The 13,023-nt window shown below is 62.8% G+C and carries 6 protein-coding genes and 2 rRNA genes; 4 read left to right on the top strand and 4 right to left on the bottom strand.

The genetic code is table 11. The annotated features are described in order from the left end of the window. Positions 1-129 precede the first annotated feature (129 nt). From glnE to dqs_RS06935, 4 genes are all read left to right on the top strand, one after another. Complete coding sequence (gene glnE / locus dqs_RS06950; RefSeq protein ID WP_065340029.1) at positions 130-2,811, top strand: bifunctional [glutamate--ammonia ligase]-adenylyl-L-tyrosine phosphorylase/[glutamate--ammonia-ligase] adenylyltransferase; 2,682 nt, start codon at positions 130-132, stop codon at positions 2,809-2,811. 77 nt (positions 2,812-2,888) lie between these two features. After that, entirely contained in the window at positions 2,889-4,382 is a 1,494-nt protein-coding gene (locus dqs_RS06945) for a CYTH and CHAD domain-containing protein (RefSeq protein WP_065340028.1), read from the top strand. 62 nt (positions 4,383-4,444) lie between these two features. Continuing rightward, positions 4,445-4,897 carry a SixA phosphatase family protein gene (locus tag dqs_RS06940; RefSeq protein WP_065340027.1) on the top strand — a complete coding sequence of 151 codons (453 nt, stop codon included), beginning with the start codon at positions 4,445-4,447 and terminating at the stop codon, positions 4,895-4,897. A 141-nt stretch (positions 4,898-5,038) separates the two neighbouring features. Beyond that, the gene (locus tag dqs_RS06935; RefSeq protein WP_065340026.1) at positions 5,039-5,971 is read left to right on the top strand and encodes a hypothetical protein; all 933 of its coding nucleotides are present in this window, start codon (positions 5,039-5,041) and stop codon (positions 5,969-5,971) included. Between the two features lie 15 nt (positions 5,972-5,986). Here dqs_RS06935 and dqs_RS06930 read toward each other — a convergent pair whose 3' ends face one another. The 4 genes from dqs_RS06930 to dqs_RS06915 form a co-directional block, all read right to left on the bottom strand. Further along, positions 5,987-7,669: a bifunctional protein-serine/threonine kinase/phosphatase gene (locus tag dqs_RS06930; RefSeq protein WP_065340025.1), complete on the bottom strand. Its 1,683-nt coding sequence runs from the start codon at positions 7,667-7,669 to the stop codon at positions 5,987-5,989. A gap of 105 nt (positions 7,670-7,774) precedes the next feature. Further along, a complete protein-coding gene (locus dqs_RS06925) occupies positions 7,775-8,989 on the bottom strand; it encodes a nitrate/nitrite transporter (protein ID WP_065340024.1) in 1,215 nt (404 codons plus the stop codon). A gap of 703 nt (positions 8,990-9,692) precedes the next feature. After that, positions 9,693-9,805, bottom strand: a 5S ribosomal RNA gene (gene rrf, locus dqs_RS06920). A gap of 106 nt (positions 9,806-9,911) precedes the next feature. Further along, positions 9,912-12,796, bottom strand: a 23S ribosomal RNA gene (locus tag dqs_RS06915). Positions 12,797-13,023: the final 227 nt, after the last annotated feature.

Here is a 13,023-nt window from a genome sequence, read left to right as displayed (position 1 = left end):
AGAGGCCGCGATATCCCGGCTTGGCTACAATCGCCGTTCAACCTGCTTCGATCCGTATTCCTGCGGTTTCACGCACTGCGCGGAGCCCAGCATTCTACCAACGATCATCCTTCCGTTCGGAACCCGTCCATGCTCAACGAATCCGCCCCGCTTCCCGATGCTGTTGCCTCCGCCGCGGAATTGTCGCGCTACCTGGCGCGCATGCTGGCGAGCCGCCCCTGGCTTGCCGACCGGTTGGCTGCGAGCATCGGCGCGCCGGTGGACGAACCGGCGATGCTCGCCTTCATCGCCGAACAAGGCGCCGACGAGGCGCGCCTGCGTCCGACCCTGCGCCATCTGCGCACCTGGGTGATGTGCCATCTCATCGTGCGCGACCTCGCGGGGCTGGCCCCGCTCGCCGAAGTCACCGAGACGATGACCGTGCTGGCCGAAGTCGCCGTGCGCCATGCCCACCACGTGTTGCGCGAAGGACTGGTGCAGCGCTACGGCGCCCCGTTGTCGCCTACCGGCTGGGAGCAGGAGCTGCTGGTGATCGGGATGGGCAAGCTCGGCGGACGCGAACTCAATGTGTCGTCCGACATCGACCTGATCTTCATCTACCCGGAAGACGGCGACACCGGCGGCAAGAAGGTGATCAGCAACTTCGAGTTCTTCGAGCGGCTGGGCAAGCAGCTGATCCAGGCGCTGGCCGAACTCACCGAGCACGGCCAGGTGTTCCGGGTAGACATGCGGCTGCGCCCCAACGGCGACTCCGGCCCGCTGGTCGGCAGCTTCGACATGCTGGAGAACTACTTCATCAGCCAGGGCCGGGAGTGGGAGCGCTACGCCTGGATCAAGGCCCGCGTGCTGTGCGGCGAGCGCTGGCAGGAGCTGGAACGGATCGCGCGCCCCTTCGTGTTCCGCAAGTACCTCGATTTCGGTGCGGTGAATGCGATGCGCGAGCTGCACGCGCAGATCCGCCGCGAGGTGATGCGGCGCGACCGCGTGCACAACGTCAAGCTCGGCCCCGGCGGCATCCGCGAAATCGAGTTCATCGCGCAGGTGTTCCAGCTGATCCGCGGCGGGCGCGATACCGAGCTGCAGGTCCGCCCCACGCTGACGGTGCTCGACCGCCTCGCCGCGCGCGGCATCCTGGGCGCCGACACGGTGGGCGAGCTGTCGCGCGCCTACGACTTCCTGCGTCGCCTGGAACACCGGCTGCAATACCTGGACGACGCGCAGACCCACGACATCCCCGACAACGACGCCGACCGGGCCTTGATCGCACGCGCGATGGGCTTCGCCGGCTTTGCGGAACTCGACACCGCGCTGGCGGCGCATCGCGAAGTGGTCAGCCGCCACTTCGAAGCGGTGTTCGGCGACCCCACCGACGAAGACCACGACCTGACCGCCACCTGGGCGGCAGCCAATGACTGCGACCGGGTAACCGCCAAGCTGGCCGAACTCGGTTACCGCGACGCGCCAGCCGCGGCGAGCCGGCTGGCGGCGATCCACGGCAGCGCGCGCTACCAGCAGTTGCCCAATCACATCCGCCAGCGTTTCGACGCCCTGATGCCGCGTGTCCTCGAAGTTGCCGCCGCCACGACGGACGCCGATGAGACACTGGCGCGCTGCCTCGACCTGCTGGAGACCATCAGCCGCCGCGGCGCCTATCTGGCCTTGCTGCAGCAGTACCCGCAGGCGCTGCGCCGCGTTGCCGACCTGGTCGGCATCTCGCGCTGGGCGGCGCAATACCTCGGCCGCCACCCGATCCTGCTCGACGAGCTGCTGGACGACCGCAATCACGAGCTGGAGCCCGATTGGGTGCGCTTCCGGGCCGACCTCTCCGACCGTCTGGACGCCATCGAGCCGGACATGGAGCGCCAGATGGACCTGATGCGCGAGCAGCACCACGCACAGGTGTTCCGGCTGCTGACGCGCGACATCGCGGGCCTGTTGTCGGTGGAAAAGCTGGCCGACCATCTCTCCGCGCTGGCCGACGTAATGCTGTCGCTGACGCTGCCGCTGTGCTGGCGCAAGATCAAAATCCGCCATCGCGAAGCACCGAAGTTCGCGGTGATCAGCTACGGCAAGCTGGGTGGCAAGGAGCTGGGCTACGCCTCCGACCTCGATATCGTCTTCCTCTACGACGACGACGCCCCGGAGTCGGCCGAGGTGTATTCCCGCCTCGCGCAACGCACCAACACCTGGCTGTCGAGCCAGACCGCCGCGGGCATGCTGTTCGAGACCGACCTCCGCCTGCGCCCCAATGGGGATTCGGGGCTGATCGCCTGCTCGCTGGAGTCCTTCCGCAAGTACCAGCTGGAATCGGCCTGGGTGTGGGAACACCAGGCGCTGACGCGCGCCCGGTGCAGCGCAGGCGACCCCGCCATCGGCGAAGCCTTCGAACGCATCCGCTGCGAAGTGCTGCGCCTGCCGCGCGACCTCGACACGCTGCGGGCAGAAGTCGCCGCGATGCGCCGCAAGATGCGCGACGCGCACGGTGGGAAGAGCGCGCTGTTCGATCTCAAGCACGACCGCGGCGGCCTGATCGACGTCGAGTTCCTGGTGCAGTACCTCGTGCTCGGGCACGCCCACGCCCATCCGGAACTCACCGGCAACCTCGGCAACATCGCGCTGCTTCACATCGCCGCCGGGCTGGGCTTGATTCCCGCCGAGCTTGCCGAAGCCTGCGCCGACAGCTACCGCACCTTCCGCCGCCTGCAGCACCGTCAGCGCCTCAACGACCAGCCGTCACGGGTGGAGCCGGAAGAAGCCGCCGAAGCGCGCAAGCCGGTCGAGGCGCTGTGGTCGCACGTGTTCGGAGACTGAGCCGGACGACGCACGGTGGCAGCGGGCACCGGGCCGCCGCTAGAATCGGCGGCTCCCAACCCTCTCGGCCGCCCTCCATGAGCCAGGAAATCGAACTCAAGCTCGCACTGCCGCCATCGGCCCTGCCTGCCCTGCGCCGCCATCCGCTGGTGGCCGGGGCCGAGCGCGAGGGCAAGGCGGAAACCCTGGACAACACCTATTTCGACACCCCGGACCTCACGCTGAAAGCCAACCGGGTGGCGGTGCGGACACGGCTCCAGGGTCGAAAATGGCTGCAAACGGTCAAATGCGCCGCCACCTCCAGCGGCGGCCTGTCGTCGCGGCCGGAATGGGAAGGCCCTTACAACGGACGCTTCGACTTCTCGGCGGTCGACCACCCCGAGGCCGCGCGCCTGCTGCACAAGCACGGCGACAAGCTGACTCCGCTGTTCAGCACCCGTTTCCGGCGCGAAACCCGCCTCTACAGTCCGCGCGAAGGCGTGCGCATCCTGCTGATGACCGATAGCGGCCGCATTGAAGCGGGGGCGCGCGAGTTGCCGATCTGCGAACTCGAACTCGAACTCGTCGAGGGCGATCCGCTCGACCTGCTCGAACTCGCCTGCACCCTCGCCCGCGACCTGCCCTTGGTGCCAAACGACATCAGCAAGGCCCAACGCGGTTACCAGTTGTTCCACGACCAGCCCGTCACCCCGGTCCGCAGCGAACCGCCCCGGCTGGAGGCCGATGCCGGTATCAGCGAGGCGTTTCGCGCGCTCGCTTTTGCCACCCTGAGGGCGTGGCAAGCCAACGCACTGGCCATCGCAGAAGGGCACGAGGACCCGGAGTTCATCCACCAGCTGCGCGTCGCCCTGCGCCGCCTGCGCGCCCTGCTGCGCACTTTCGCCCCCGTGCTGCCGGCCGACTTCCACGAGACCTGGAGCGCGCGCCTGCGCGAACACGCCGCGCTGCTAGCGGAAGCGCGCGATCTCGACGTGCTGTACACCGAGTTGCTGGAGCCGGTGCGTACCGAAGAAGTGAACCGCGACGAAATCGACGTTCACGGCCTCGCCGCGCTGGCCGACGATGCACGCACCGAGGCGCGCAAGCACGCCCTGAAAGGACTGGCGAAGGCCGGCGAGGGTCTGGCGATGCTGGAATTCACCGCGGCGCTGCATCGGCTGCCGGACATCGAAGGCGACCTTGCGAGCTTTGCGCGCGAGCGGCTCGACCGGCTGCGCAAGCGTGCGCGCCGGCGCTTCGACGCCGCGGCCGATCTGGCGCCGGCGCGTCTGCACGCGCTGCGGATCGCGTTCAAACATCTGCGCTATGCGGTCGAGTTCTTCACCCCTTTGCTCGCCCGCAAAGCCGGCGCCCGCTACCTCGCCGCACTCGTCAAGGTGCAAGACACGCTGGGCTACTTGAACGATGTCGACGTGGCGCGAGCGCGGCTGGCGCGCTGGGCCGACGACATCCGCGCGCTTCAGACCGCGGCGGCCTTCGTCAGCGGCTGGCATGCGCCGCGCTACGCGCGCTACCGCCGCCGCGTGCTCGACGAAGCCCGCCCGCTGCTCTGGGGCAGGAAGCCGTGGTAACTGCAATACCGCTGCAACCCGGAGACCACACCATGACGGCCCCTTCAAGAACGGAAAAACGCATGGACCTGTTGCTCTGGCGCCACGCCGAAGCGGCCGAGGGCTCGCCCGACCATAGCCGCGAACTGACCGAACGCGGTCACCGCCAGGCGCGCCGGATGGCGGAGTGGCTGCACAAGAACCGCCCGAAGAAGCTACGCGTGCTGGTCAGCCCCACCGTGCGGACCCGCCAGACCGCCGCCGCCTTCACGCAGGACTTCGAGATCGTTCCCGCCCTGGCGCCCGACTGTGGCGTCGCCGACCTGATCGGCGCCACCGGCTGGCCCGACGCCAGCGGCGCCATCCTCATCGTCGGCCACCAGCCGGGATTGGGCCGCCTCGCCTCGCTGTTGCTGGCCGGCGTGGAGGCGGACTGGACGATCAAGAAGGGCGCGCTGTGGTGGTTCACCAACCGGGTCCGCGACGACGAAACCCAGACCGTGCTGCGTACCGTACTGCCCGCCGAACTCGCCTGAGAAGCGTTCCCGCCGGCAGGCGTCGCGCGGACCCGACACTGCGGCGCCTCGTCCGTTCCGGTTAACCGGATAGATACCTTTTTTGCGCTGCACGATCGGCGTATTCTTTGCACCCCGCCCCTCCCGGCAAGGTGTAGCACGATGAATCCGGAGATTCCCAACGGCACGCTGGATACGATCGACGGTGTGCCGCGCGTGTATTACGACGGCTACTGGATCAAGGTGTACGACCCGCCGGCCGATTCGTTGCAGGCCAAGAAGACGCTGATCCAGGCGCTTACGCGACGGCTGTTCAACCACGTCGAACACGGCATCAACATCCCCGGCAAGCGCCTTAACGACGCCCGCCGCTCGTTTGAAACCGAGCAGGATCCGGAGCACAAGCGGGTGAAGGGGGCAATGCTCGCGGGCGCCCTGTTCAATCGGGCCACCGACATCTTCACCAAGCTGGTGGAGCTCCAGGCGCTCGGCATCGAGATCGAAACCGACAACGCGCTGATGCGCGAATGCGGCGTCTGTCTGCAGGAAGCGCTCAACCTGGGGCGCATGGTGCTGCACCGCAGCGGAGAAGAAGGCATAGACGAACTGTGGGGCGAGCCCTTCCGTGCCTTCTCGATTCCCGTCGAGGCGTTCTACGAAAGCCGCTACGTCAAGATCGCCCAGGCGCTGCGCGACATCGACCGCCTGGCAGCGACGATGATCGCGACCTTCAGGGGCAATCCGCTGTTCGAGGGCGTGGATGTGCTGATCCAGGACTTCGCCGCGATCTCGAAGGTAAAGTGCGAAACGCTGCGCACCGACGACGCCATCTTCGATATCTGGGCGGAGTTCGTCGTCACCTCCGAACGTCTCGCCGCGTTCGCGCCCAAGCTCTCCTGTACCCCCACGCCCGACGAGCAGCAGCGCGCGGAGGACGGTCAGCGCCTGATCCTGCAAGGCCGCGACCTCCTTACCTACATCGTGCGTGCGCGCGTCACCATGCCGAAGAGTGCGCGTGAGTACATGGAACGGTGCGCGCAATATGCCAACCTGCAGCACACCCCGCCGGCGAAACCCGCCCTGCCGCGGATCTGACTTCGATGCGCCGGCTCAGCGCGCGAACAGCAGAAGCGCGAGAAAGACGTTGAGCACCACCGAACTCACTGCCAGCAGCTTGAGCCCGAGCGCCGGATCGCGCTGCATCAGCGGGCGCCGCCGCGGCGTGCGGAGTGGCCGATGGGCGCCGAGTTCGAGCGCCAGCAAGAACTCCTCCGCGGTTTCGAATCGCTCGGCGGGAGTCGGTGCAACCGCTTTCAGCAGGATCGCTTCGAGCCAGTCCGGCGTATCCGGCCGGTAGCGGGTGACGGCGACCGGATCCCCGAAGCGGGGTTTCTGGAAGGGCTCGATCTCGCCGTAGGGATAACGGCGTGCGAGCAGTTCGTACAGCGTGACGCCTACCGCATACAGATCCGAGGCTTCATTGGCTCTTTCCCCGGCAAAGAGCTCCGGCGCCATGTAGCTCGGTGTGCCCGGATTGTTGATTTCGTTGAACGCGTGCCCGTCGCTCGCCGCAACGCCCAGATCGAGGATGCGCAGCCTGCCATGGGCGTCGAGATGCAGGTTGTCTGGTTTGATGTCGCGGTGGACGATGGCGAGGCGGTGCAGTGCGCCCACACCGCGCAGGATTTCGCCACCCAGTTCGACTACCTGAGCTGGCGAAAAGCGATGGCCTGCAGCCAGACGTGCCTTCAGCGTCGCCCCTTCGTGCCAGCTCATCAGGTAGTAAAGGTGGCTCCGCCCCGGCCAATCGATCACCTCGGGAAACCGGCTATCGACAACACGCCGCGCCAGCCACTCTTCGTAGACCAGCGCCTGGCAATTCTCGACATCGCCCGCACCGTTACGCAGGGTTTTCAGGACCCGCTGCCGCCCCTGCGCGTCTGCCACGCGATAGAGCAGCGTCACCAGCGAATGGTGCAACACCTCCTCCACCGTCAAACCATCGATCACCTGCCCCGGCTTGAGCGGTGGGGGTAGCGGCAGCGCGCTTCCCGACGCGATGATCTCCGGCAATCGGGCGGGCGGAAGCCCATCCACCTTCATCACCAGGGCAGTGCAGTTGTCGGGCGATCCCGCGCGTGTCGCCGCCATGGCAAGGGCCGCGGCAGCTGCCTCGGGATCGGTCTCGTCTTCCAGTATCTTTCGGATACGCTCGTCGCCGAGGGTCGCCCACACCCCGTCGCTCATCAACGCATAAACGTCGCCCACCATCAGATCGCCATCTGCGAAATCGACGCTGAGCTTGGAATCCAGCCCCACCGCGCGGGACAGCACTGAATCGAGTTCCGGGTGGGCCCAGGTGTGATCGGTAGTAAGTTGCTCGAGGCCACCGCCCCGCAGCCGGTAGATGCGGGTGTCGCCCACGTGCGCGAGGTAATAGCGCGTCCCGCGGGCCACCATCGCCGAGAGCGTCGTCGCCATGCCGGCCGTCTGGCGGTATTTGCGCGCCTGACTAAGCACCCACTGATTCAGCGACTGGATCACCCGCTCCAGGCTGCTGTTGACCGACCACGTCGCCGGCGTGGCGTAGTAATCGGCCAGCAGGCCGCGCACCGTCCGCTCCGCCGCCTCCCGCCCGTTCTCATGCCCGCCCAGACCATCGGCAACCGCCAGCAGGATGCCCTTGTCCATCAATTCGGCGCCCGCCGGCGTCACGTAGCCGCCAAAGTCCTCGTTGGCCACGCGAGCCCCGGTGAGCGAGGTATAGCCGATACGGACGCTGAGCTGATTCATGCTTGGACCGAGAGACCTTTCACCATTGGCTTCAGAATGCGGGTGGAGGCGTTTGGGGAACCGTTGCCCACCCTCACCTCCCTGCACGCCCGCGACGGATGAGATTCAGATCTTCGCGGTGGTCAGGTGCGGGGCGCCCCACGTGGTTCGCCAGCGCCTCTTCACTGCGGTCAGGCCGACGAGGGCTGCGAGTGCGAGTCCAGCAAAGATCAGAAAGCCGGGCATATAGGATCCGCTCACCTGTTTGGAATAGCCCAGACTGGACGCCAGATAGAAACCGCCCACACCGCCGGCCATGCCTACCAGCCCCGTCATTACGCCGATCTCCTTGCGGAAACGCTGGGGCACGAGCTGGAAAACCGCTCCATTACCCATGCCGAGGGACAGCATGGCACATACGAAAACAGCCAGAGCCAGCCAGGAACTCGGCAATCCAACCGAAACCACGCCCAAGGCGACCGCCGCAGCGATATACACCACGGAAAGCGACTTGATGCCCCCTATCCTGTCGGCCAGATTGCCCCCGATCGGACGTACCAGGCTGCCAGCAAAAACACATGCGGCGGTGAAGTACCCGGCCATCTTCGCGTCAAGGCCATACTGGGTATTGAAATAGATCGTCAGCGACGAGGCCAGACCGACGAAGCCGCCGAACGTGACGCTGTAGAAGAACATGAACCACCAGGCATCCTTATCTTTCAGGACAGCCAGATACTCACCGAGTCGCTTCGGCGGAGGACACTCCGGCGCGTCCTTCGCCATCAGCAGGTATGCAACAAAGACCAGGCCAAGCGGGATCAACGCCAGCCCGAAGACATTCACCCAGCCGAAGCTCGCCGCGAGGCCCGGGCCAAACAGCGCCGCCAGCGCGGTTCCCGAGTTGCCCGCACCCGCGATACCCAAGGCCGTCCCTTGGTGCTCCGGCGGGTACCAGCGCGACGCGAGCGGCAACGCCACGGCAAACGAGGCGCCCGCAACGCCAAGGAAGAGGCCGAGAATCAAGGTTTCTTCAAAGGAGTGGATGCCATGCTGCCACGCATAAGCCAAGGCAGCGATGACGATCACCTGCCCGATTGCACCGGTCAGCTTTGGCTTCAAATGATCTACCAGCATGCCCATGACGAAACGCAACAACGCCCCGGCGAGAACCGGTGTCGCCACCATCATTCCTTTCTGGGCGTGGGTTAAGCCGAGATCGGTCGCGATCTGTACTCCAAGCGGCCCTAACATGACCCACACCATGAAGGCGAGATCGAAATACATGAACGCGGCAAACAGGGTCGGAGTATGACCTGCCTGCAGAAACGATTTCTTATCCATTCTTGACTCCAGTGAGCGGGCGCCTGCAATCCCGCAATTCGACCCGTGCACCGCGCTTTGGACCGGACGAGGGGACATCCAGGGAGCGGGGATTGCCCGGGTAATTGCCTTCGACATGCGATAGCTTCGGAGCGCGATCCGATGGCACCGGTCAAGTAAACCCTGGTCCTTGGCGCTAGGCGCGGATCGACAAAACAACACTAGGTCTTGGCAGGGGCCCCGCAAGGAGCGCGCGGTGCTTGGGCGCTCGAACACTCGCGTGTCGGCGTCGCAACTGGGATCGTCTTTGATCTGTCGGTGCTGCTTCGTTGCAGCGCCGGGAAAGGCCTTTGGGGCCCCGAGTAGATGGTCCGAAAAGACCAGACGCAGAGATGTCCACCAAGCATGAGTCATGCCACGCTCGCATCCCTTCTAGCCTCTTGTTTTCTTGAAGGGAAATGGGCGACTCAGCCGCAGGAGGCGCATCAACTTGGTGCTAAATACAGAAGCCTGCTGCTTTCTGGTGCGTAATGACTGTACCGTCGGCGTGGACTCCGAGTCGCAGTTCCGTGGCTAGTTGTCAGAAGCGGCAACCTCCGATTTCCAGCAAATGTTGCTTGTGCGCTTCGCTCGGAGGCAAGGAGCGCGCGCTGCTCGTGGAGCGGTCTTTTCTCCAATAAAAAAAGCCCGCACGATAGATCGTGCGGGCTTTTTTTTGTAGTTAGTCTGACGATGACCTACTTTCACGAGCGCGGGCTCACTATCATCGGCGCGGTCTTGTTTCACGGTCCTGTTCGGGATGGGAAGGGGTGGTACCAAGACGCTATGGTCGTCAGACTTTGACTTGTTGCCTGGCAGGGGGTGGTCTGCCTGGCCAAATTGGGAAGAAGCGTTATGGTTGCGTGACTGCGTCGTCGAGTTTGACGCTGTGTATCAAGGTTATAGGATCAAGCCTCACGGGCAATTAGTATCGGTTAGCTTAACGCATTACTGCGCTTCCACACCCGACCTATCAACGTGGTGGTCTTCCACGACCCTTCAGGGGGATCGAGTCCCCAGGGAAGTCTCATCTTGAGGCGAGTTTCCCGCTTAGATGCTTTCAGCGGTTATCTCTTCCGCACTTAGCTACCCGGCGATGCGACTGGCGTCACAACCGGTACACCAGAGGTGCGTCCACTCCGGTCCTCTCGTACTAGGAGCAGGTCCCCTCAAACTTCCAGCGCCCACGGCAGATAGGGACCAAACTGTCTCACGACGTTTTAAACCCAGCTCACGTACCACTTTAAATGGCGAACAGCCATACCCTTGGGACCGGCTACAGCCCCAGGATGTGATGAGCCGACATCGAGGTGCCAAACTCCGCCGTCGATGTGAACTCTTGGGCGGAATCAGCCTGTTATCCCCAGAGTACCTTTTATCCGTTGAGCGATGGCCCTTCCATACAGAACCACCGGATCACTATGTCCTGCTTTCGCACCTGCTCGACTTGTCGGTCTCGCAGTCAAGCCTCCTTTTGCCATTGCACTATCAGTACGATGTCCGACCGTACCTAGGAGACCTTCGAACTCCTCCGTTACCTTTTGGGAGGAGACCGCCCCAGTCAAACTGCCTACCATGCACTGTTCCCGACCCGGATTCACGGGCCTGGGTTAGAACCTCAACGACACCAGGGTGGTATTTCAAGGACGGCTCCACCAGAACTAGCGTCCTGGCTTCAAAGCCTCCCACCTATCCTACACAAGTCCCGTCAAAGTCCAATGCAAAGCTACAGTAAAGGTTCATGGGGTCTTTCCGTCTAGCCGCGGGGAGATTGCATCTTCACAAACATTTCAACTTCGCTGAGTCTCAGGAGGAGACAGTGTGGCCATCGTTACGCCATTCGTGCAGGTCGGAACTTACCCGACAAGGAATTTCGCTACCTTAGGACCGTTATAGTTACGGCCGCCGTTTACCGGGGCTTCGATCAAGAGCTTGCACCCCATCACTTAACCTTCCGGCACCGGGCAGGCGTCACACCCTATACGTCCACTTTCGTGTTTGCAGAGTGCTGTGTTTTTAATAAACAGTCGCAGCCACCGATTCTCTGCGGCCCCTTCGCCCTTCGGATGTACTCCTACAAGCTAATGGGGCATACCTTCTCCCGAAGTTACGGTATCAATTTGCCGAGTTCCTTCTCCTGAGTTCTCTCAAGCGCCTTGGTATTTTCAACCTGCCCACCTGTGTCGGTTTGCGGTACGGTCGATTCTAGACTGAAGCTTAGAGGCTTTTCCTGGAAGCAGGGTATCAACCACTTCGCGAACAAGTTCGCTCGTCATCACGCCTCAGCTCAGCTCTCCGGATTTGCCTAGAGAGCACGCCTACACGCTTAAACCGGGACGTCCAACACCCGGCCGGCCTAACCTTCTCCGTCCCCCCATCGCATCTAGAACCGGTACAGGAATATTGACCTGTTTCCCATCGACTACGCATTTCTGCCTCGCCTTAGGGGCCGACTCACCCTGCGCCGATGAACGTTGCGCAGGAAACCTTGGGCTTTCGGCGAGGGTGCTTTTCACACCCTTTATCGCTACTCATGTCAGCATTCGCACTTCCGATACCTCCAGCATCCCTTACGAGACACCTTCGCAGGCTTACGGAACGCTCCCCTACCACGTGTCAAAGACACATCCGCAGCTTCGGTTCATGGCTTGAGCCCCGTTACATCTTCCGCGCAGGACGACTCGACTAGTGAGCTATTACGCTTTCTTTAAAGGGTGGCTGCTTCTAAGCCAACCTCCTAGCTGTCTATGCCTTCCCACCTCGTTTGCCACTTAGCCATGCATTTGGGACCTTAGCTGGCGGTCTGGGTTGTTTCCCTCTTGACACCGGACGTTAGCACCCGATGTCTGTCTGCCGTATATCACTTTGCGGTATTCGGAGTTTGCTATCGCGGGGTAGATCGCAGTGACCCCCCCAACGATTACAGTGCTCTACCCCCGCAAGTGTCCGTACGACGCACTACCTAAATAGTTTTCGGGGAGAACCAGCTATTTCCGGATTTGTTTAGCCTTTCACCCCTATCCACAGCTCATCCCCTAGTTTTTCAACACTAGTGGGTTCGGACCTCCAGTGCGTGTTACCGCACCTTCATCCTGGCCATGGATAGATCATCCGGTTTCGGGTCTACGCCCAGCGACTATGTCGCCCTTATCAGACTCGCTTTCGCTACGCCTCCCCTATTCGGTTAAGCTCGCCACTGAACGTAAGTCGCTGACCCATTATACAAAAGGTACGCAGTCACCCGTTTCCAGGCTCCCACTGTTTGTATGCATGCGGTTTCAGGATCTATTTCACTCCCCTCCCGGGGTTCTTTTCGCCTTTCCCTCACGGTACTGGTTCACTATCGGTCGATCACGAGTATTTAGCCTTGGAGGATGGTCCCCCCATCTTCAGACAGGATTACACGTGTCCCGCCCTACTTGTCGCACGCTCAGACCCGCCACCGGCTTTTCGCATACGGGACTATCACCCTGTATCGTCGGACTTTCCAGACCGTTTTGCTAAGCTGATGGTTTAGTCGTGCAGGCTCTTCCCCGTTCGCTCGCCACTACTTGGGGAATCTCGGTTGATTTCTTTTCCTACGGCTACTTAGATGTTTCAGTTCGCCGCGTTCGCTTCCACGTACCTATGGATTCAGTACGGGATGACCCTTGCGGGCCGGGTTTCCCCATTCGGATATCGGGGGATCAAAGCTCCATTGCCAGCTCCCCCCCGCTTTTCGCAGGCTTGCACGTCCTTCATCGCCTGTGATCGCCAAGGCATCCACCACATGCACTTAGTCGCTTGATCCTATAACCTTGGACCCTCGACTCACTGGCGTGAGCTGAAGATCCGGTCACAGGTCGAACTCGTTTGTGCGATCAGGACTGTGCTGACTACGCAGCCCTGATCAATGCAATCACACAACCCGTGCAACACATCGTTGATGTGCTGCACTAACTTCTTCCAATTTGTTAAAGAGCGAACCTCTGGCGTTGGCCAAGAGGTCAGGCATGCTCACGCGTTCGATGCGCATG

It is taken from the genome of Azoarcus olearius (genome assembly GCF_001682385.1).
GTDB classification, from domain to species: Bacteria; Pseudomonadota; Gammaproteobacteria; order Burkholderiales; family Rhodocyclaceae; genus Azoarcus; species Azoarcus olearius.
Note: the sequence above shows the minus strand (reverse complement) of the source record. Positions and strands in the feature narration are given on the sequence as shown.